15 protein-coding genes are annotated in these 20,573 nt (G+C 66.3%); 7 read left to right on the forward strand and 8 right to left on the reverse strand.

Translation table 11 applies throughout. The annotated features are described in order from the left end of the window. Nucleotides 1-109: 109 nt before the first annotated feature. Nucleotides 110-1,720: an RNA-binding domain-containing protein gene (locus tag BLV04_RS10350; protein ID WP_093031056.1), complete on the forward strand. Its 1,611-nt coding sequence runs from the start codon at nt 110-112 to the stop codon at nt 1,718-1,720. A gap of 341 nt (nt 1,721-2,061) precedes the next feature. On the opposite strand, the gene BLV04_RS24915 is transcribed toward BLV04_RS10350, so the two are convergent. Beyond that, nucleotides 2,062-2,223 (reverse strand): hypothetical protein, encoded by a 162-nt coding sequence (locus BLV04_RS24915; protein WP_175534582.1) that lies wholly within the window; start codon nt 2,221-2,223, stop codon nt 2,062-2,064. A 325-nt stretch (nt 2,224-2,548) separates the two neighbouring features. Between BLV04_RS24915 and BLV04_RS10355 the strand changes: the two genes are divergently transcribed. Both BLV04_RS10355 and uvrA read left to right on the forward strand, forming a co-directional pair. After that, nucleotides 2,549-3,703, forward strand: a complete 1,155-nt coding sequence (locus BLV04_RS10355; protein WP_245731837.1) for a GGDEF domain-containing protein — start codon at nt 2,549-2,551, stop codon at nt 3,701-3,703. Then, on the forward strand, nt 3,703-9,291 hold the full coding sequence (gene uvrA, locus BLV04_RS10360) for an excinuclease ABC subunit UvrA (RefSeq protein ID WP_093031060.1): 5,589 nt from the start codon (nt 3,703-3,705) through the stop codon (nt 9,289-9,291). The genes BLV04_RS10355 and uvrA overlap by 1 nt, the downstream gene beginning before the upstream one ends. 157 nt (nt 9,292-9,448) lie before the next feature. Here the strand turns inward: uvrA and BLV04_RS10365 are convergent, their stop codons facing one another. From BLV04_RS10365 to BLV04_RS10380, 4 genes are all read right to left on the reverse strand, one after another. Then, nucleotides 9,449-9,883, reverse strand: coding sequence for a hypothetical protein (locus BLV04_RS10365; RefSeq protein WP_093031063.1), 435 nt, complete (start codon nt 9,881-9,883; stop codon nt 9,449-9,451). Nucleotides 9,884-10,022: 139 nt separating this feature from the next. Then, nucleotides 10,023-10,364: a hypothetical protein gene (locus BLV04_RS10370; protein ID WP_139191902.1), complete on the reverse strand. Its 342-nt coding sequence runs from the start codon at nt 10,362-10,364 to the stop codon at nt 10,023-10,025. Nucleotides 10,365-10,601: 237 nt separating this feature from the next. Beyond that, on the reverse strand, nt 10,602-10,895 hold the full coding sequence (locus BLV04_RS10375) for a hypothetical protein (protein WP_093031068.1): 294 nt from the start codon (nt 10,893-10,895) through the stop codon (nt 10,602-10,604). Nucleotides 10,896-10,969: 74 nt separating this feature from the next. Continuing rightward, entirely contained in the window at nt 10,970-11,281 is a 312-nt protein-coding gene (locus BLV04_RS10380; RefSeq protein WP_093031072.1) for a hypothetical protein, read from the reverse strand. A 471-nt stretch (nt 11,282-11,752) separates the two neighbouring features. On the opposite strand from BLV04_RS10380, the gene BLV04_RS10385 reads away from it, so the two are divergent. Continuing rightward, complete coding sequence (locus tag BLV04_RS10385) at nt 11,753-13,540, forward strand: efflux RND transporter periplasmic adaptor subunit (RefSeq protein ID WP_175534584.1); 1,788 nt, start codon at nt 11,753-11,755, stop codon at nt 13,538-13,540. A 9-nt stretch (nt 13,541-13,549) separates the two neighbouring features. After that, a complete protein-coding gene (locus BLV04_RS10390; protein WP_093031077.1) occupies nt 13,550-16,726 on the forward strand; it encodes an efflux RND transporter permease subunit in 3,177 nt (1,058 codons plus the stop codon). On the opposite strand, the gene BLV04_RS10395 is transcribed toward BLV04_RS10390, so the two are convergent. Together BLV04_RS10395 and BLV04_RS10400 are read right to left on the reverse strand one after the other, a co-directional pair. After that, a complete protein-coding gene (locus tag BLV04_RS10395; protein ID WP_093031080.1) occupies nt 16,656-18,140 on the reverse strand; it encodes a heavy metal sensor histidine kinase in 1,485 nt (494 codons plus the stop codon). The genes BLV04_RS10390 and BLV04_RS10395 overlap by 71 nt on opposite strands. Next, nucleotides 18,137-18,814, reverse strand: coding sequence for a heavy metal response regulator transcription factor (locus BLV04_RS10400; RefSeq protein ID WP_093031083.1), 678 nt, complete (start codon nt 18,812-18,814; stop codon nt 18,137-18,139). The genes BLV04_RS10395 and BLV04_RS10400 overlap by 4 nt, the downstream gene beginning before the upstream one ends. A gap of 184 nt (nt 18,815-18,998) precedes the next feature. Between BLV04_RS10400 and BLV04_RS10405 the strand changes: the two genes are divergently transcribed. Both BLV04_RS10405 and BLV04_RS10410 read left to right on the forward strand, forming a co-directional pair. Next, nucleotides 18,999-19,412 carry a hypothetical protein gene (locus BLV04_RS10405; RefSeq protein WP_093031086.1) on the forward strand — a complete coding sequence of 138 codons (414 nt, stop codon included), beginning with the start codon at nt 18,999-19,001 and terminating at the stop codon, nt 19,410-19,412. A gap of 213 nt (nt 19,413-19,625) precedes the next feature. Next, nucleotides 19,626-19,919, forward strand: coding sequence for a hypothetical protein (locus BLV04_RS10410; protein ID WP_093031089.1), 294 nt, complete (start codon nt 19,626-19,628; stop codon nt 19,917-19,919). An 87-nt stretch (nt 19,920-20,006) separates the two neighbouring features. On the opposite strand, the gene BLV04_RS10415 is transcribed toward BLV04_RS10410, so the two are convergent. After that, nucleotides 20,007-20,522 carry an NADH-quinone oxidoreductase subunit B family protein gene (locus BLV04_RS10415; protein WP_093031092.1) on the reverse strand — a complete coding sequence of 172 codons (516 nt, stop codon included), beginning with the start codon at nt 20,520-20,522 and terminating at the stop codon, nt 20,007-20,009. Nucleotides 20,523-20,573 lie beyond the last annotated feature (51 nt).

Raw genomic sequence — 20,573 nt, forward strand, 5'->3', positions numbered from 1 at the left:
ACCCCGTGCGGGCGGGGTTACTATACCCAGAGCAGCAGGATATTTCGCGCGCCTGCATGTCGCCGGACCTCAGACGCCACACCGCCTCTACGGACGATAAGCCTTTCCCATGACGCCCTTCTCCTTGTTGCGGACCTCCTCGGGTCCGATCCGCTCGCGGCTCCTGCGCGACCTCGTGCTGCTGGTGCTCCTGACGGTCGGGCTGTTGGTGGCCATCAATATCCTCCTGATCAATCTCATCAAGGAAGACCTGGCCGAAAGCCGCATCGAGGCCGCGACGGCACTGGTTCGCGACGAGGTTCGCGGTCTCCTGTTGCCGGTCGAGCAGCAGCTCCTGATCGTTCGCGACGGTCTTGCCGCTGCCGGTCTGACCCCGGCCGACGAAGGGGCCTTGAATCAACGCTTGACCCCGATCCTCGCACACATGGGCCAGATCGCGGGCGCGATCGATGCCTCGGCCGACGGCGCCGAATATTTTCTGCGCCGCGACGGCGACGGCTGGATGAGCCGACTGCACGAGCCAGAAACGGGGCAGCTGATGCGGATCACCCGCTGGGACGCCGCGCTGCGACCGCAGGAGACGCTTGAAGAGGCAAGCGAGCACGACCCGCGCACCCGACCCTGGTTCACCGCGGCGGCCGATCGACCGGGCGCCGTGCTCTGGACCCGACCCTACGTCTTCGAATCGACTCAGGTACCCGGACTCACGGCATCCTTGGGTTGGATGCAGTCCGGAGAACTGCGGGTGACCGCACTGGACGTGACCATCGAGACCATCGTTGCGAGCATCGAGCGACACGCCGTCGCGGCCGAGGGTCGCGGTTTTCTCTTCAGCGGTGCCGGCGGCGTCTATGTCCCCGAGGACGACTCGCTGCCACCGGATCCGGACCAGGCGAGCGGCTTCTTCTCGGTCCATCTGACGCCCGGCGGTCCGCTGGTCTTCGACGCCGTGTCGGCCTGGAACCAGGCGGGCCGCCCGGCGCAGGGTCTGATCCGTTTCACCAGCTCGGGGGTTCAGTGGTGGGGCGGCTTCAGGCCGCTGACCGAGGATCTCGCGGGCGGTTGGGCGGGCGTCGTCCTGCCGGTCTCCGAGACCCTCGCGATCCTCCAGAGCCGGTGGCATATCGTGGCCCTCACCGTGCTCGGCATCCTGTTGGCCAGCCTGGGCATGACGACGCTGTTGGTGCGCAAATACCACCGACAACTGCGCGACATGCCCAAGCTCAGCATCGACCGGCGGCGCGCCGCGGAGGATCTGCGCGAGTTGATCGCCTCGGGCGAAGGCACGCATCTCGAATTCAAGTCCACGATGCGCATGAACCTGCACAGTAAGGTGATGGGTCGGGAGATCGAGATGGCTTGGCTGAAGGCCGTAGCTGCCTTTCTGAATTCCGAAGGCGGAATCCTGTTGCTGGGTGTATCGGACGATGGGGCGGCGCTGGGATTGGACGCCGACAAATTCGAGAACGAGGACAAGTGCAGGCTGCATTTCAAGAACCTGCTCAACCACCACATCGGCGCCGAGTATGCGCGGTTCGTGCGCTTCGACCTCTATGATCTGGATGGTCTGCGCGTGGGGGTGGTCGAGTGTGAACGTTCCGACACGCCGACCTTTCTGCACGACGATAAGAATCGCGAGATGTTCATCATCCGCAACGGTCCGTCGAACATCGAGCTGTCGATCAGCCGTGCGCTCAAATACATCCGGAGTCGATTTTAAACCGCGCCCAAGGTGATATGGGACGTTTTCGGATGGGATCGGCCCCGGCAGACTCGACGACTGCTAGAGCTGGCGCGGTTTAAAGAGTCAAAAAACACAGCGGGTGAGACCGAGTCCCCACCCATCGTATAAGGCTCGGGGCGCGGTCTAGCTTGAAACGCGTTTCGGCAGAGTATGGGGGGAACGAAGTGTGTTCGAATGTCGGGACGACTCGAAGCAGTCGAAGCGACGCGGTTTAAGAGATCCGTATCGAAAATACTCCTGAACCGCGTCACGCCGACGTCGGTTATCGAGGCGAGGTCGCCCCCGCCTCGAAGACCTCATGAACTAAACGGCGCGGTTCAGAGCTGCCGGATCTGGGTCGGGAAGGCCGTTGCGGTTCCGCTGTCCTTGTTCTTGTCCTTGGTGCAACCTTCGCCGGCTTGGGCGGTCATGAAGGAGCCGGCGACCAGCATGGCACCAAGAAGAGCGGCAGTTGCGAGTGTGGAGAGGCGCATGGACATGGTCGAAAATCCTCGTTTGGCTTGGGTTGGGTTGGTGGGGTTCGGCGAGCGGTCAGCTCGATTCGCCTTACAAGACCGAATCTAGGGGCATCCGAGTCGGGCACAAGCCTCGACCAAGCGCGCAACGAGGCGGAATGACAATCGAGTTTTCAGGGAAATCGCATCGACCGTGCGATCGACCCGTCCATGCAGGTCCGCACCCGAGCGGTCGAGCCGGTACGAACGACATGTGCAGTGCGTCGGACAAGGCAGCGTCCGGATCGGCTTAGAATAGACACCTTGCAACCATCGCAAACCACACGAGCCGCCGCCGGAGCCTTCGGACATGAAGAAGAAGGATGTCGACTTGCCCGACCCCATCGAGCTGCGGGGCTTCAATCGAACCCTCGCGGAGATCGAATGGCTCTTGTTGGTGCTCGTGCTGGTCTATCTGGTGCTGCCGGAGGAGCCCATCGAGCAGACCCTGGGCATCGCCGGCGCGGTCGCGGTCTTCGCCGTCTTCATCTTGGGCTTTCGTTACCTGAACCTCTTCACCCTGCCGGCGCGCTGGAAGCTCACGATCGAGACCTGGGCCATGCTCGCCTTCACCGCCTTCGTGGTCTGGCACACGGGCAAGGTCGACAGCCCCCTGATCAGCCTCTTCCTGCTGGTCATCGTCTTCAGCGCACTCACGCTCGGCAAGCTGATCACGCTCCTCGAGGTCGCCCTCATCGCCAGCTTCTATCTCTTGGCCGCCTACACGGTCGACGGGGCCGAACTCTTCGCCTATTCGACCTTCAGCCGTCTGATGCTGCTGTTTGCGCCCGTCGCCTTGGTCGCCTATGTCACCTCGCTGGTCGCCTCGGATATGAGCTTTTCGCGCACCTTCGTGCAGCGCCTGTCCGAGACCGACGAGCTCACCGGGCTGCCGAACATGCGCGCCTTCTCGGTCGCGCTCAACCGTCACAGAGACTCCGCCGTGATGCGTGACCGCCCGTTCGGTCTCATGATGGTGGATGCGGACAACCTGAAGGAGGTCAACGATCGCTACGGGCACAGCGTCGGCAACCAGGTCATCCGCGCCGTGGCCGAAGGGATCCGCCGGAGCATCCGCAGCGCGGATCTGGTCGCACGCTACGGCGGCGACGAGTTTATCCTGCTGCTGCCCGACACAACGGAGCAGGCGGCGCGCGAGGCCGGAGAGCGGATCCGCATGATGGTGGCCGGCACATTGATCGATACCGGCAAGGACGCGGTGACCACGACGGTCAGCATCGGCTACGCCACCTATCCGAGCATGGCCACCGAGGTCGACGACCTCATGGTCCGCGCGGACGAGGCGCTTTATGCCAGCAAGCGCGCCGGACGCAACCGCATCTTCGCCTTCAGCGAGATCTCGGAGATGGCCCGCGCCCGGCACGAGGATCCGGACTCCCGTCGAGAGCCTCCAGCCTTACCCAGTTCGTTGAACCCCGAGAGCCAGATCGAGCCAAGACACTGATGCCGGAACCAAGTCCGCGACGGGATCTGATCCGTCTGCGCGGGGTGCGCCAAAACAACCTCAAGGACGTCGATCTCGACCTGCCGCTCAACGCGCTGATCGTCGTGACCGGTGTCTCGGGCTCCGGCAAGTCATCGCTCGCCTTCGACACACTCTATGCCGAGGGCCAGCGACGCTATGTCGAGACCTTCTCGCCCTACGCGCGTCAGTTCCTCGATCGGATGGACCGACCGGCGGCCGACCGGATCGAGGGCATCCCGCCCGCGATCGCCATCGACCAGACCAATCCGGTGCGGACCTCGCGCTCCACCGTCGGCACCATGACGGAGCTGAACGACCATCTGAAGCTCCTCTTCGCCCGCGCCGCCCGGCTCTTCTGCCGCGGGTGCGGTCGCGAGGTTCGGCGCGATACGCCCGAGGGCATCTGGGAATACTTGATTGCATTGCCGGAGGCCGCCGACCGGAACGTCTCGATCGCCTTCAGCGTGCCGGTGCCGGCATCGCTGGATGTGGAGGCGGTCAAGACGTTGCTCGCCCAGCAGGGCTATGTCCGGATCCTGTCGGAGGACGCGACCGCGATCGAGGTGATCCAGGACCGGCTGCGCCTGACCGCCGAGCACCGCGGCCGCGCCATCGAGGCGCTGGAGACCGCGCTGGCCCGCGGTCACGGGCGTATCCGAGTCTATCCGCTCGACGCCGATCGCCAGCCCGGTCCACCCTGGCGCTTCTCGGCCGATCTGCATTGCGCCGACTGCGATATCGCCTATGCGGATCCGACGCCGAGCCGCTTCTCTTTCAACTCACCCGTCGGCGCCTGTCCGACCTGCCGCGGTTTCGGGCGCACCATCGGGATCGATTGGTCGCTGGTCGTCCCGGATCCGTCCAAGTCACTGCTTGAGGGCGCGATCAAGCCCATCCAGTCCGACAGCTATTCGGAGATCCAGGAAGACCTGATGGGCTTCGCGCACCGCCGCGGCATCCCGACCGATCTGCCCTGGCGCGACCTTACAGAGGCCGACCGCGCCTGGATCATCGAGGGCGACGGCGAGTGGGAGGCCGGCGTCTGGTACGGGTTGCGCCGCTTCTTCGCCTGGCTCGAAGGGCGAAGCTACAAGATGCATGTGCGAGTGCTGCTCTCGCGCTACCGCGCCTACGATGTCTGCACGGCCTGCGACGGGGCCAGACTGACCGACGAGGCGCTGGATTGGCGGGTCGGGGACAAAACGCTTGCGGATCGCGCGTTGCCGCCCGAGCGCCGCTTCCGGCACAGACGCATCGGCATGGACGAGGCGACCTGGCAGGCACTCCCCGGGCTCTGCATCCATGACCTGATGCGTCTGCCCTTGAGCGCCTGCCGCGACTTCTGCGACGCGCTGCCGCTGGACCCGGCGCTGGATCTGCTGATCGAGGGCATCCGCTCGCGCCTGCGTTATCTCTGCGAGGTCGGGCTCGGCTATCTCACCCTGGACCGCCAGTCGCGCACCCTCTCGGGCGGCGAGGTACAACGCATCAACCTAACCACGGCGCTCGGCAGCACCTTGGTCAACGCGCTCTTCGTGCTGGACGAGCCCAGCATCGGCCTGCACCCGCGCGACATGGATCGGATCGTGGCCATCCTGCGACGGCTGCGCGACCAAGGCAACTCTCTGGTGGTCGTCGAGCACGACCCGCAGGTGATGTGGGCCGCGGATCGGATCATCGACATCGGACCCGGACCCGGCGAGCAAGGTGGGCGCATCCTCTTCGAGGGGTCGCCGACGGACCTGATCCGCACACCCGGATCGCTCACCGGCGACTATCTGGCGGGCCGGCGACAGGTCGCTGCGGGCCACCCGCCCAATCCGCCGGCGCCCGACGGCCCCCGGATCCGCATCCGCGGCGCACGCGCCCACAACCTCAAGGGAATCGATGTCGAGATCCCGCTGCACCGCCTGACGGTGCTCACGGGCGTCTCGGGATCCGGCAAGTCGACGCTGGTGCAGGAGGTCCTCTACAACGCACTCTGCCAGCTCAAATGCCACCCCGACGAGCCGCCGGGCGAGCACGCCGGGATCGACGGAGACAGCCTGATCGCGGATGTCGTGCTGCTCGATCAATCCAGCATCGGGCGGACCTCGCGCTCCAACCCGGCGAGCTATGTCGGTGCGCTCGACGTGCTGCGCAAACGCTTCGCCGCACTGCCGCTCGCCAAGGAGCGCGGCTACACCGCCGGCACCTTCAGCTTCAACAGCGGCACCGGACGCTGTCCGACCTGCGGCGGCAACGGCTACGAACATCTGGAGATGCAGTTCCTCGCCGATGTCTATCTGCGCTGTCCGGACTGCAACGGCCGGCGTTATCGCGCGCCGGTGCTGGAGGTCGAGATCCTCGCCCGGCCCGGCGAGCCCGGACCCTCCATCGCCGACGTGCTGGAGATGACGGCGACCGAGGCACTCGCCTGCTTTGCCGACGACGCCGATCTCAAGCGCGCGCTGGAACCCTTGCTCGCGGTCGGGCTCGGCTATCTGCGACTCGGCCAGCCGGTGCCCACACTCTCGGGCGGCGAGGCCCAGCGGCTCAAGCTCGCCGGCCATCTCGCCAAATCGGGCCGGGGCAAGGCCCGCGACGGCGGCCTGCTCTTCCTGCTCGACGAGCCGACCACCGGGCTTCACTTTGCCGATGTCGCGGTCCTGCTGAACGCCTTCCGGCGCCTGCTCGACAAGGGGCATTCGCTCCTCGTCATCGAGCACAATCTCGACCTGATCGGCGCCGCGGATTGGCTGATCGACCTGGGACCCGAGGGCGGCGAGGCGGGCGGCGAGCTGGTCTGCTGCGGCACGCCCGAGCAGATCGCGGCGCATCCGACAAGCCATACGGGGCGGGCCTTGGCCGAGCATCTACGCGAACTGTCGCGCACGGGAACAGCGGCGACCGTGATCGCCGAGGCACCGCCGCCCCGCTTCACGACGGACGCCGTCGAGACCCCGATCGCCAGCGACGGCGTCATCTCGGTCATCCACGCCCGCGAGCACAACCTCAAGGATCTGTCCCTCACGATCGCGCGCGACAGCTTCACCGTCATCACCGGTGTCTCGGGCAGCGGCAAGAGCACGCTCGCCTTCGACATCCTCTTTGCCGAGGGCCAGCGTCGCTTCCTGGAATCCTTGAACGCCTACGCCCGCCAATTCGTCCAGCCCGCCGCGCGGCCGGATGTCGATGCCGTGCTCGGCATCCCGCCCACCGTCGCCATCGAGCAGCGCACCAGTCGCGGCGGGGCCAAGAGCACCGTCGGCACACTCACAGAGATCCACCACTATCTGCGTCTGCTCTACGTCCGGCTCGGGATCAAGACCTGCCCGACCTGCGCCGTACCCATCGAGCCGATGAGCCGGGACGCCATCTTGGAGCGGATCCAGCGCGATCACGCAGGCAAAGCCGTCGCACTCATGGCCCCCTTGGTGATCGCCCGCAAAGGCATCTACAAGGAGCTGGCCGACTGGGCCGTACGGCACGGCTGGTTCATCCTGCGGGTCGACGGCGAGCCGGTCGAGACGCGCGACTGGCCGCGGCTCGACCGCTATCGCGAGCACAGCATCGACCTGCCGGTCGGGGAGATCGCGATCCGGCCCGAGCAGGAGAACTCGTTGCGCGCACTCCTGGACCAGGCCCTGGATCTCGGCAAGGGCGCGATCCGTGTCGTGGAGGTCGTCGACGGGACCTGGGGCGCCGAGACGCCCTACTCGACCCGGCGCGCCTGCCCCAGCTGCGGGATCGCCCTGCCCGAGCCGGACCCGCGGCTCTTCAGCTTCAACTCGAAACAGGGCTGGTGCGGGGACTGCTTCGGCACCGGACTGGAGCTCCGCGGCTTCGATGTGGAGCAGTCGGGCGAAGAGGATCAATGGCAGGAGGCCGACGCGGTCGAGTCACAGCCCTGTCCGAGCTGTCACGGCGCACGCCTCAACCCGCAGGCACTCGCTGTGCGCTTTCGCGATCGCTCGATCGCCGACCTCTCGGCCCTGACCGTGGAGCAAGCCGGGGCCTTCGTCGCCGGTCTGCATCTGGACATACGCGAGAACGCCATCGCACATGACCTGCTCGCCGAGGTGCGCGAGCGACTCGCCTTTCTCGCCGAGGTCGGGCTCGGCTATCTGACCCTGGATCGGGCCGCACCCACGCTCTCGGGCGGCGAGGCCCAGCGTATCCGGCTCGCCGCCCAGCTCGGATCCAACCTGCGCGGTGTCTGCTACATCCTCGACGAGCCCACCATCGGCCTGCATCCGCGCGACAACCGCTTGCTCCTGAACGGACTCGATCGGCTCCAGGCCAAGGGCAACACCATCCTGGTGGTCGAGCACGACGAGGAAACCATCCGCCGCGCCGACGAGGTCATCGACCTGGGACCGGGCGCCGGCACGCGCGGCGGCGAGATCATCGCCCGCGGCACCGCGCTGGAGCTGATGCAGGATCCGGCCTCGGTCACCGGTCGCTGTCTTGCCCGCTCGCGGGGACGCTCGCGGCCGGTCCGAGCGACCGGCAAGGGCGACGACTGGCTCCTGATCTCGGGTGCCCACCGGCACAACCTGCAGGACATCGAGGTGCGCATCCCCCTCGCCCGTCTGGTCTGCATCACCGGCGTCTCCGGCTCGGGCAAGTCGACACTGGTGCGCGAGGTCCTGGTCAAGAGCCTGCGCAACCTGCTCGCGCAGGAGGTCAAGACAGGGACGCGACCCGACAAAGGTGCCTTGGTCGGCTGCAAGCGTCTGAGCGGATGGCAGGGCCTCGCGCGCGTCCTGGAAGTCGACCAGACGCCGATCGGCAAGACACCGCGCTCCTGCCCCGCCACCTATGTCGGTTTCTGGGACCCGATCCGCCGTCTCTTCGCCGCCACCTCGGAGGCCCGGATTCTCGGCTGGGGACCGGCACGCTTCTCCTTCAACACCACGGGCGGGCGTTGCAGCGCATGCGAGGGACAGGGGGTGCAAAAGCTGGAGATGAGCTTCCTGCCGGATGTGCGCATGACCTGCGAGGTCTGCGGCGGCAGCCGTTTCGACCGGGAGACCCGCGAGGTCCGCTATCAGGGACTCGACATCGGGCAGGTCCTGCGCCTGAGCGTCGACGAGGCGGTGGATGTCTTTCACGCACACCGCGCCATTCAACATCCGCTCGCCCTGCTCCGGGACGTCGGACTCGGCTATCTGCAGCTCGGTCAGCCCAGCCCCACGCTCTCGGGCGGCGAGGCCCAGCGCATCAAGCTGGTCACCGAGCTGACCAAGGCGCGATCGACGCCTGCTCCGGGACCGGGGCACGGCCCCGCTTCGGCCAAGATCCAACGCCACGCCCGCCCGACCCTCTATGTCCTCGACGAGCCGACCGTCGGCCTGCACATGGCCGACGTCGAGCGCCTGCTCAACGTCCTGCACCGTCTGGTCGACGCCGGTCACTCGGTGCTGGTGATCGAGCACAACCTCGATCTGATGGCCGAGGCCGATTGGATCATCGATTTGGGGCCGGAAGCAGGCGACGCGGGCGGTCGGGTCGTCGCCGAAGGCACGCCGGAAACCGTCGCGAAAGGCGGCGACTTCCCGACCGCCCAAGCACTGCGGGGCTAATCGTCCGTCAGGAGCCTATGAAGGCGATTTACAAAGAGCTCGAAACCCGTAGGTTGTGCTGACGATAGGAAGCGCAACTTCCACCGACGACTGGTTTTGCCTCGCACGGCTCGGCACAACCTACTTGCCGATCGTCCGTCAGGAGCCGCAGCGCTGCTCAGCGCATCCGCTCGAGCATCCGCGCCTTGAAGGCATCCCGCGTAGACCCGGACGTCTCTCCGACGTCGTCGGCACCTCCACTGGTTCCGGGAAACCGAGAGCTGAAGCCGTCCCGGCGCAAAGGCCGCTCGAAGCGTTCCGACTGGGGGGTCGCGCGCGGCCCATCACTGCCGGAGGCCGAAGCCGCGCTGTCTCGCTGAATGGTGATGTCCGTGCTGCGGCCATCCCGCGTGACGATGGTCTGCCCATCACGGTCACGGGTCACCTGCGTCTCGACCGGACGGCTGCCGCCGCTCTGTTGGATCACCGCCGTCGACCCGCCGCTTGTATGGGTTTCCGCATCCGCGCATCCCGTCACGACGCACATCGACAGAACGGCGAGGCCGATCAACCCTGGGTCCATGCCTCTCGCACTGATTCGTTTGATCTTCATCGGTCTCTCCCGCGGGCCGAGCAACCAGAAGGGACAGGCGCCGACCCGAAGCGCCGACCTCGGTCGCTCGCCCCGGGCGCCCGCGATCCGGCGCACCTTATCGGCAGCCGTGAGCTCAGGCCATCGCGCCCTACGTGTGCTATCGCGCTCGCGCGGCGAGCGCCGAGCGTCCTTTACCCGGGTGCGTGCCATCGGCCTTGGCCCCGCCGCCTTGCCCCTTCCCGTTCCCTCGGTCTTTGCAGCCGCCCTGATTGGTCTTGTTGATATTGACCTTGCCGTCTTGATAGGTGGCATTGTCGTTGGTGTCTCCGCATTGGCGGGTGTGATTGATGTTGACCTTGCCCACTTGAACCGTTGTATTGGTATTGTCCTGTGCCAAGACCGGACCGACCAGTAAAGCCGACAGCGCAAAGGCAACGAAAGGGATTGGCTTCGATATTGGATTCGACATTCTGTTGACCTTCTTTTTTGGATGAAACAAACTCGGCCGATTCCCGGAAGCGGACATCGATCGCCATTCCAGCCGATCCGATCCTGCCGGACCACAGACCCTGGACTTTAGGGTGGACAAGCACAGCGCAGTCCACCAACAACCGCTAACCGAAGGAGTACGATCTAAGCTCGCCCCACGCGCGTCACACCGCTCCGCGGTATGACGCTTCTCTTGACGCTGCCGCGCCAAGTCGCGAAGCATTCCGAACAACGACTACACCCAATGCTAATCGTGTTCCCCGGAAATCCGGTACCTCGGATGCTCATACTGGTACTGCCGAACCTTGTTGCTGTTCACATCTCCGGTCTGAATCGTCGCTGCGCGATTCTCCTTTCCCGCCTGCACCGTCCGGCTGAAATTCATATCGCAATCCTGCTTCACATCCGATTGGTTGACGCGGTCATTCTGGATGTTGACGCTGTAACAAGGACCCTGCGTCCGCTCGCGGCCCCCATCGGCCTGCGCCAAGGGGACGATTGAAAACAGTAGGATACCAACCGACAAGATCGAGGTTTTCATGTGCAGACACCATTCGTTGATTAGGCCTCAGCGCCGACACCCGCGCCGGGGTGTCGGCTTGACGACGCGTCAGGTCAGCGATCGCGCTTCTTTCCGCCGCGGTCGGCCATCGGACCTTGGCTCGTCTCGTTGTAATTGATCCTGCCGAACTGACCGGTCTGATTCCAATTCTCATCCCCGCGCTGCTTGGTACGGTTCGCGTTGTCTCTCCCTTCCTGATAGGTCGCGTTGTCGTTGTACTCACCACGCTGCGAGGTATCGTTGGTGTTGATACGACCCTCTTGGATCGTAGTATTGTAATTGGTCTGTGCCGATGCAGCCCCGCCGAGCGCGACGAGGATGGCGGCAAGAGCGACGGGGAAGAGCTTGGAGGTCGCGTTGGTCATTGGTTTACCCTCTTAAGTTCATCAAGCATATCGGACGGATTGAGTAGATTCGGCGAGATGTGGAATATTGCTACCTCTCCCGGCGAATCGGCCCTGCCTTCATGTCAGGGGTTCATGACGACGAGATCTGCTGTATCCCGTCGTTGAATCCAGAATACGCAAGACAGCCTGAACGAGACCTGAACGGAAAAAGCATTCGGCGAGAATTTTTCGGTCGCCGGCAAAAAAGAATAAAGGGGGTGATCCAGCGGGTGAATGACAACCTTGTCATCTTGCCGTCAGCATCCTGTCGGGGAACATCGGCGACGCTGCATTTCCCCGGTTTATCCCGCCGGCCTCATTTCGGAAACAGCCCGGCAACGCGTACCGCGTCGGCAAGTTACCCGCCCGGGCCGTGATTTCTGTCGGAACGGGCGCCATGAGCATGATTCGCTCGTCGGCATCGATTCGGGAGCTCATCGAGACAACGACATGCAGAGAACCCCGGCCTACTTCTCGCTCCTGCTCGCGACCACGCTGGCAGCTCTGAGCGCGAACGGTCTCCACGCCCACGAAGGCCACGACCACGGCCCGCCGTTGCCGGCACCGATGACCTCGACTCTGGCGCCACGGGTCACCGCCGAGTCTGCGGAGCTGGAGCTGGTTGCCGTACTCGAAGACGGGAAGCTGACGGTCTATCTGGATGCGTTTGCGACCAACCGCCCGATCGAGGACGCCGCCCTGCAGGTCGAGAGCGGGGCTTGGCAAGGCAAAGCGATCCATGACGGAGACGGCGTCTACAGGCTCGATCCGGGTCCTTTGATCGAACCGGGGCAACATGAGCTGATCTTCACCGTCGAGTCATCGACAACGGGCGATCTGCTGTTGGGAGCCCTCGTGGTTCCAGACGATCCGGTTGCGGATGACCTGCCGGCCGACGGATCGCCTGCCTGGTACACATCGGTTCCGCTGCTGCAAGGGGCGGTCGTGCTGCTGGCCCTGTGCTGTCTGGCCCTGCTGCTGTGGCGCGACCAAAGGGACCGCCGCTTATCAGGCAAGCAATCAGGTGCGAAGACCGGGCCGAAGGGTTCAGCCGCCTCGATCACGGCAGCGACGCTGCCGCCGGCGCTCCTCGCAATGACACTGCTGGCGCTGGACGCCGCCGATCCCGTCCGCGCCCACGAGGGACACGACCACGGCGCTCCGGACCCCGCCGTGGATCAGGTCCCTGCAGCGGCATCCGCGGCCGGGCAAGCCGCCGCACGCCTGCCGGACGGAACCCTGTTCGTACCGAAGCCGAACCAACGCCTGCTCGGCATCCGCACCGCCCGCGCCGAGCCCGGCGAGTGGCCGGACACCTTCACCTTGTCCGGCCATGTGATCCCGGACCCGAACGCCAGTGCCCTGGTGCAGGCGCCGCTGCGGGGCCGCATCGAGCTGCCGCAGGACGGTCTGCCGCTGCTCGGAGCCTCGATCCGCGAGGGCCAGGTATTGGCCTATCTGGTGCCGATCCTGGACGCGGTGGACCGTACCGATCTGCAGGCGGAGGTCGCGGAGCTGGACGGGCGCATCGAGAACCTCGCCCGCAACCTAATCCGCTTGCGCCAGCTCGGCGACAACGCCCCGCGCCAGGAGCTCGAGGAGACCGAGACCGAGCACGCGAGCCTGACCGCCCGTCGCCGCGCCATCGCCGACAGCTTCGGCGCGCGGGTGCCGCTGACCGCCGCAGTCGGCGGCGTGCTGGCCTTGCGCAACGCCTCGCCGGGGCAGATCGTGGCCGGCGGCGAGACCCTGTTCACGGTCGTAGACCCGCAGCGTCTGCTCGTCGAGGCCCTGCTCTACGACACCGATCATGCAACCCACTTCACCTCGGCCAGCGCCACGACGACTGAAGGCCGCATCCTGCGCCTGACACCGCTCGGCAGAGGCTACGAGCTGCGCGGCCATGCGCTGCCGATTCAGTTCAGGATCGAGCCCGACCCGGCGGACGAGGCGCCGGACGGTGTGCAACCACCCGACCAACTCGTCGTGCGCCAACCGCTGACGGTGGTCGCCACCATGTTCCATGGCAGCACGGGCCTGCGCATCCCGAGCGCCGCGGTCCAGCGCGGCCCGGACGGCGCCGAGCTGGTCTGGGTGCATGTCCAGCCCGAGCACTTCCGCCCGCAGCGCGTGCAGGTCCGCGCGCTCGGCGCCGGCGACAGCGTGGTGACCGCCGGGCTCGCGGCCGGGGACCGCGTGGTCTCCGACGGCGCCGCGCTGCTCGGTCAGGTGCGCTGAGGTCCGCCCATGTTCAGTCGGATCATCGCAACGAGTCTGCGGCAACGGCTGCTGGTCCTGGCCGCGGCCCTGGTGTTGATCGGTTACGGCAGCTACCAGGCGCTCGGCCTGCCGATCGACGTCTTCCCTGCCCTGGACAAGCCGACCGTCACCCTGATGACCGAGGCCGAGGGCATGGCACCGGAGGAGGTCGAGCAGCTGGTGACCTATCCGATCGAGGCCGCGGTCAAGGGCCTGCCCGGCGTGACCCGGGTGCGCTCGGTGTCGGGCATCGGGCTGTCGATCGTCTATGTCGAGTTCGACTGGGGCAGCGACCTCTACCGCAACCGTCAGCAGATCGCCGAGCGGCTCACCACGATCGGCGGCGAGCTTCCGCCCGGCGTGACGCCGCACATGGGACCTGTGACCTCGATCATGGGCGAGATCATGCTGGTCGCGGTCTTCGCGCCGGAGGCCGACAGCAGCGCCGCCGACGCCGAGACAACGTCGCCGATGGCGGTGCGGGATTTCGCCGACTGGGTGCTCCGCCCCCGCCTGCTGACGATCCCCGGAGTGTCCCAGGTCATTCCGATCGGCGGGGAGGTGCGCCAGGCACAGGTCGTCCCGGACGTGCGGATGCTCGGGGATCTGGACATCAGGCTCGCCGAGCTCGAGACCGCGGTGCAGGGCTTCGCACGCAACACCAGCGGCGGCTTTCTGGAACGCCAGGCCCAGGAGTACCTGATCCGCAACATTGCCCGCACCACGCGGCTCGACGATCTGCGCAACCTCGTCGTCGCTCAGCGCGAGGGCGCGCCGGTGCTGCTGCGCCAGGTGGCCGAGGTCCGCTGGGGTGCGCGGGTCAAACGCGGGGACGCGAGCTTCGAGGGTCGCCCGGCGGTGATCCTGTCGGTGCAGAAGCAACCGCAGACCGACACCCTGACCCTCACGCGCGAGGTGGAGCGCGCCCTGGAAACGCTCTGGGAGACCCTGCCCGCCAGGACATTGGATCACGAGGTCCTGTTCCGTCAGGCCGACTTCATCGCAGCGGCGGTCGGCAACGTGCAGGAGGCGCTGCGGGATGCCGCGATCATCGTCGCGGTGGTGTTGCTGCTGTTCCTGCTCAACCTTCGAACAACCTTCATCTCCCTGACCGCGCTGCCGGTCTCCCTTGTGGTCACGGCACTGGTGTTCCATTGGATGGGGCTCTCGGTCAACACCATGACCCTCGGCGGGCTGGCCATCGCCATCGGCGAGCTGGTCGACGACGCCGTGGTCGGGGTCGAGAACGTGCTGCGGCGCCTGCGCGAATGGCGGGCGAAGACGGCGAACGACGGCCCGCGCGCCCGCACGGGCGCGGACACCCTCGCCATGCTCAAGGTCGTCGCCGATGCCACCATCGAGGTGCGCTCGGCGATCCTCTACTCGACGCTGATCATCGTCCTGGTCTTCGTCCCGCTGTTCGCTCTGCCCGGCATCGAGGGCCGGCTGTTCGTGCCTTTGGGCATCGCCTACATCGTCGCGATCCTCGCCAGCACGCTGGTCTCCATTACCCTGACCCCGGTGCTCTGCTCCTGGCTGCTGCCGCGCGCGCGGCTGATGGATCGCGGCGACGGGGCGCTGGTACGCGTGCTCAAGTCGGCGGATCGGCGTCTGCTCGGGTGGTCGTTCCGCCATTCCAGGCTGCTGCTCGGGACCGCCGTGTTGGCGGTCGCGATTGCCGTCGCCGCCGTGCCCTTCTTCCCCCGCACCTTCCTGTCCGCCTTCAACGAGGGCACCTTGACAATCAGCCTCTTGCTGAACCCCGGCAGCTCGCTGGCCGAGTCCAATCGGGTCGGGGCCCTGGCGGAGCGACTGATCAAGGAGGTTCCCGAGGTCGTGAAGACCGGCCGGCGCACCGGTCGCGCCGAGCTCGACGAGCATGCGGAGGGCGTGCATTCCTCCGAGATCGACGTGGACCTCGTCCCCGCCACCGGGGCGCGCGGCGAGCGCGGACGCGAAGAGATCCTCGCCGATATCCGCGCCCGCCTCGCGCCGCTGCCCGCCTCGGTCAGCCTGGGCCAGCCGATCGCCCACCGGCTCGACCATCTGCTCTCGGGCATCCGTGCCCAGATCGCGATCAAGGTCTTCGGCGATGATCTGGACACCCTGCGCGCGCTTGCCGAAGCACTCCGCGAAGGGCTTGCCGGCACCCCCGGCCTAGTGGACCTGCAGATCGAGCGGCAGGTGCGCATCCCCCAGGCCCAGGTGCGGGTGGACTATGCCCGCGCCGCGGCCTACGGGATCACGCCGGCCGCGGTCAACGACGCGCTCGCCACACTGGTCGGCGGCAAGGAGGTCGCCCAGATCATCGAGGACAACCGCCGCGTCGGCGTCGTGCTGCGTGTCGACGATGCAGACCGCACGCCCGAGGGTCTGCGTGCACTCTTGATCGAGACCCCCGGCGGTCATGTGCCGCTGCGTCTAGTCGCCGATGTGGAGGAGACCGACGGGCCGAATCAGGTCAGCCGCGACAACGGCCGTCGGCGCATCGTCGTCTCCGCCAACAGCGACGGCACCAACCTCTCCAACCTGATCCCGGAGGTGCGCCGGGTGATGGCCGAGCTGCCTCTGCCGGAGGGCTATTCCCTGAGTCTGGAGGGCCAGTTCCAGGCCCAAGAGCAGGCGACCCGGCTAATCGGTCTGCTGTCTCTGGTCTCGCTCACGCTGATCTTCCTGGTCCTCTACAGCCGCTATCGCTCGACCGCCCTGTCCCTGATGATCCTGGCGAACGTGCCGCTCGCGCTGGTCGGCAGCGTCGTCGCGTTGCAGCTCGCCGGTCAGACCCTCTCGGTCGCCAGCCTGGTCGGCTTCGTCACGCTTGCCGGCATCGCCACCCGCAACGGCATCCTCAAGATCGATCGGTACCTGGATCTGATGACGCTGGAGGGCCGCCCCTTCAGCCCCGCCACCGTCATCGAGGGGAGCCTGGACCGACTGACCCCGGTGCTGATGACGGCGTTGACCACCATCCTCGCGCTCTTGCCCCTGCTGCTCGGCCCGGAGGCTCCCGGCAAGGAGATCCTCTACCCGGTGGCCGTGGTCATCTTCGGCGGACTCATTTCCTCGACCCTGCTCGACACCCTGCTGACCCCGGTCATGTTCCTGCGCTGGGGGCAGGCGCCTGCGAGGCGCTATGGCGATGCGGACTGGGCAAAGTCACCGTAAATCGTGTCCAACCCGCGCTGGAGGCGGCTGCGACAGCGCCGCCGTGGGCCTCGACGATGGACTTGACGATGGCGAGGCCGAGTCCGGTGCCGGACCCGGCCGTTTCGCCCCGGCGGCCACGGGCCGGGTCGGCGCGGTAAAAACGCTCGAAGAGACGTGCCGCCTGCTCCGGCGGGATGGGTGGCCCGGGGTTCTCCACGCGGATCCGCACGAGCCGCCCATCGTCCTTGAGCTTCACGCGCACCTGCGCTCCCGCGCCTGTGTGGCGGATGGCGTTGCTCAGGAGGTTGCTTAAAGCCCGGCGCAACATCAAAGGGTCGGCCCGCGCGCAGGCACTGCCCGTCAAGAGGAGAGAGACGCCGCGCTCCTCGGCCCAAGCATCGAAATAGTCGAAGAGGTCTTGAACCTGGATCGCGAGGTCCAGAGCACCGGCGTCGGGACGCACGAGCCCGTGGTCCGCACGGGCGAGGAAGAGCATGTCGCCGATCATCTGGCCCATTCGCTCGTATTCTTCGAGGCTCGAATACAACACCTCGCGATACTGATCGGCATCACGTGCGGCATTGAGCGCGACCTGGGTCTGGAGCGTGAGATTGGAGATGGGCGTGCGCAGCTCGTGGGCGATGTCCGCGGAGACATCCGACAGGCGCTGGAAGCTGTCCTCCAGCCGCGCGAGCATGGCGTTGAAGGCGACCACCAGCGATTTGATCTCGGGCGGCACCCGCGTCTCGGGCAGGCGCGCCCCGAGCCGGCTCGCATCCAGGTCCGCGGCCAAGGCGGTGATGCGCCGCAGCGGGCGCAGGCCGGCGTGCGTGACGGCCCAACCCAAGGCGGCGGCGAGCGCCGCGGCCAGGAGCATGGCGAGCACCAGGATGCGCCGAAACTCCGACATGAAGGCACGGTGATGGCTGGTGTCGAGACCGATGGCGACGGTGTCGAGCGATGGCTCGGAGATTTTCGCCGTCGTCGCGTCCAACGGCTGCAGAGGCACCCCGACAGGGACGCGGGCAATCAGCCCGCGAAAGGCGCGCGAGCCCTCCTCCCAGCTCACCCAGAGGATGTCGTCCGCGCTCCACGGACCGCTGCGCGACGGCGCGGTCTCGGGTGGGAGCTGCCCGCGCGCACTGACGAAGCGAACGCTGCCGTCGGGCGCCTGGACACGCAGCGCCAATCCGGGATGGCCGACCAGCGCGGCATCCAAGTCCGCGGGCAGGCTCGCCAGTGCGTCGGGAGTCGTGGCCTTGGCGAGCAGGTTGCGCACCAGAGCAAGTTTGCCGCCGATCTCGTGTTGATCGAGCTCGCGGAAATGCATCGCGACCGATCGCTCCAACGTCCACCCCAGGCCGAGCAGCAGAGCGACGGTCGAGACCGCGAACAAGAGGCTCAGCCGGACGGTGAGGGACGGCGCCTTCACTCCGGCGTATCCAACACGTAGCCCATACCGCGCACGGTCTGGATCAGCCGAGGCTCGAAGCCCTCGTCCACCTTCAGACGCAGCCGGCGAACGGCGACATCGACCACGTTGGTATCGCTGTCGAAGTTCATGTCCCACACCGAGGAGGCGATGAGCGAGCGCGGCAAGACCTCCCCACGACGGCGCATGAACAACTCCAGCAGCGCGTATTCCTTTGCGGTCAGCTCGATCCGTCGACCGCCGCGCAGCACGCGACGGCGCAACAGGTCCAGCTCCAGATCGGCCACGCGCAGGACGGTCGGCTCGCTCGCCGCCCGGCCGCGCCGCAAGAGGGTCCGCACTCGCGCCAACAGCTCGGCGAAGGCAAAGGGCTTGATCAGGTAGTCGTCGGCGCCGAGCTCCAGTCCCTTCACACGGTCGTCCACCTGGTCGCGCGCCGTGAGGAACAGCACCGGCAGGTCCGGATCCTTGTGCCGCACGCTGCAGAGGACTTGCCAGCCGTCGAGACCCGGCAGCATCACATCGAGGATGACCAAATCGTAGTCGCCCGCGAGCGCCGAGTGCAGACCGTCCCGACCGTCGCGGACCAGGTCGACGACAAAGCCCGCCTCGCTCAATCCCTGGCGCAGGTAATCACCCGTCTTGGGCTCGTCCTCGATGATCAGGATCTTCATCGCTCTCTTCCTCCTGTGCCTCGCTCTCCTCGGCCGGCTTGCGCAGGCACGGGCGCGAGATCGTTTAGAATGACGCGTTTGTCATGATGCCGTCAGGATGGGGTCAGCGCCGGTACAGAGAATAGCGGCTTGATCCTTGAACCCGGCCCGGTCGGGCGATCCGTCGAAATCCGAAGAGGCACCCATGAAGGCACCCACGACCGTCCTGCTCGCCCTCGCCCTCGCCCTCGCCGCTCCCGCGCTGGCTCTCGCCCATGACGACGCCACCCTGGACGCTATGGAGACCCCCAACGGAGGCCAGGTGCGCATGGCCGGTCCCTATCACTTCGAGCTGGTACTCGCCGACAACGAGGTCAGCATTTACCTGACCGACCACGACGATGTGCCCGTGCCGAGCGAGGGCGTCGGCGGCCACCTCATCGTCTTGAGCGGCGAGCGCTCCAGGATCGCCGTCGCCCCGGTCGGCGACAACCGACTCGCCGGCCGGGGCACCTTCGAAAGAAGTCCGGACATGAAAGCCGTCTTGTCGCTGACCTTCCCGGACGGCGAGACTTGGCAGGCCCGTTTTACGCCGGGCAACCCGGGAGGACAGGGGTGAGGACAGAGGAGCCCGCAGCCGTCGATGCGACGACCAAACCCGCCATTACTGAAAGAGCTCCGTTCCGATGACGCCTTTGTCATGACGCTGTCAGGGTCGTGTCAGCACCGCAAAACATACTAAAACCATGGCTGAATCGTCGAATTCGGCCTGCGGAGGTGTCCCCCGATCGCGAAGGGGCACCGGTCCTGAGAAACAACGCGGAGTGATGACATGAATCGAATCATTGCAGCAACCGCAATCACCTTTGTGGCCGCAGTCGCCCATGCCCATGACGTCTACGGCCCACTCGGCCAAGACAACCCCGAGGTTTTCGACGAGCACCGCACAATCGGTACGCCGACCATGCAGACCGGCATGGACAGCACGGCGTATATCTTCGGCGAGCTCGCCCCCGGTAACCCGGAGCTCTACCCCTGGGGTGGGCAGGCACGGAGCCCCGTCACCGAAGGGGAGCCGGGCCCGGATATCTACCAGAACCTCTGCAATCCGACTCTGGCATGCTGAACACAAGAGCGTCGTCTCGTCGGTGAAGCTATCCTGACCTTTGCGACATCCTATGCTTCGGGCTTTCGAGCATCGCAGCACACACCCTCACCGATCGATCTCCAACGCCCCGAGCAGGCCCTTCAAGAGATCGACCGGCGAGGGCGGACAGCCGGGGATCTTGACGTCGACCGGGATGACATTCTCGATCGTTCCGCAGGAGGCATAAGAGACCCCGATCTCGCCTCCGTCGCAGGCGCAGCTACCTGCGGCGATCACGAACTTCGGGGAAGGCGTTGCGCGCCACGTGCGGCGCAGCGCCGTTTCCATGTGACGCGAGACCGGGCCGGTGACGAGCAGCACGTCGGCATGGCGCGGCGAGGCAACGAAGTGGATACCGAAGCGCTCTACATCGTAGAAGGGGTTGTTGAGCGCATGGATCTCCAGCTCGCAGCCGTTGCAGGAGCCCGCGTCGACCTGGCGAATGGCGAGACTGCCGCCGAAGCGCGCATCGATGTGTCGGCGCACCTCGATCCCGAGCCGTTCCAGCTCCGCATCGTTGTGTGAAGGCGCAGCCTCGGTGACGACACCGGTACGCAAGGATTGCTTAAGGATTCGGAACATGCTGAACCGCGTCTCGTAGTAATACGGAAGAGTGATCGCCAGCCGCGATGG

It is taken from the genome of Thiocapsa roseopersicina (genome assembly GCF_900106925.1).
In the GTDB taxonomy this organism is placed as follows: domain Bacteria; phylum Pseudomonadota; class Gammaproteobacteria; order Chromatiales; family Chromatiaceae; genus Thiocapsa; species Thiocapsa roseopersicina.

What these genes read in the sequence shown, in the direction of transcription:
- BLV04_RS10405 (WP_093031086.1), top strand. Translation starts at nt 18,999, where the DNA reads ATGAAGGCACCCACGACCGTCCTGCTCGCCCTCGCCCTCGCCCTCGCC.
- BLV04_RS10385 (WP_175534584.1), top strand. Translation starts at nt 11,753, where the DNA reads ATGCAGAGAACCCCGGCCTACTTCTCGCTCCTGCTCGCGACCACGCTG.
- BLV04_RS10380 (WP_093031072.1), bottom strand. Translation starts at nt 11,281, where the DNA reads ATGACCAACGCGACCTCCAAGCTCTTCCCCGTCGCTCTTGCCGCCATC.
- BLV04_RS10355 (WP_245731837.1), top strand. Translation starts at nt 2,549, where the DNA reads ATGAAGAAGAAGGATGTCGACTTGCCCGACCCCATCGAGCTGCGGGGC.
- uvrA (WP_093031060.1), top strand. Translation starts at nt 3,703, where the DNA reads ATGCCGGAACCAAGTCCGCGACGGGATCTGATCCGTCTGCGCGGGGTG.
- BLV04_RS10350 (WP_093031056.1), top strand. Translation starts at nt 110, where the DNA reads ATGACGCCCTTCTCCTTGTTGCGGACCTCCTCGGGTCCGATCCGCTCG.
- BLV04_RS10410 (WP_093031089.1), top strand. Translation starts at nt 19,626, where the DNA reads ATGAATCGAATCATTGCAGCAACCGCAATCACCTTTGTGGCCGCAGTC.
- BLV04_RS10415 (WP_093031092.1), bottom strand. Translation starts at nt 20,522, where the DNA reads ATGTTCCGAATCCTTAAGCAATCCTTGCGTACCGGTGTCGTCACCGAG.
- BLV04_RS10390 (WP_093031077.1), top strand. Translation starts at nt 13,550, where the DNA reads ATGTTCAGTCGGATCATCGCAACGAGTCTGCGGCAACGGCTGCTGGTC.
- BLV04_RS24915 (WP_175534582.1), bottom strand. Translation starts at nt 2,223, where the DNA reads ATGTCCATGCGCCTCTCCACACTCGCAACTGCCGCTCTTCTTGGTGCC.
- BLV04_RS10400 (WP_093031083.1), bottom strand. Translation starts at nt 18,814, where the DNA reads ATGAAGATCCTGATCATCGAGGACGAGCCCAAGACGGGTGATTACCTG.
- BLV04_RS10365 (WP_093031063.1), bottom strand. Translation starts at nt 9,883, where the DNA reads ATGAAGATCAAACGAATCAGTGCGAGAGGCATGGACCCAGGGTTGATC.
- BLV04_RS10375 (WP_093031068.1), bottom strand. Translation starts at nt 10,895, where the DNA reads ATGAAAACCTCGATCTTGTCGGTTGGTATCCTACTGTTTTCAATCGTC.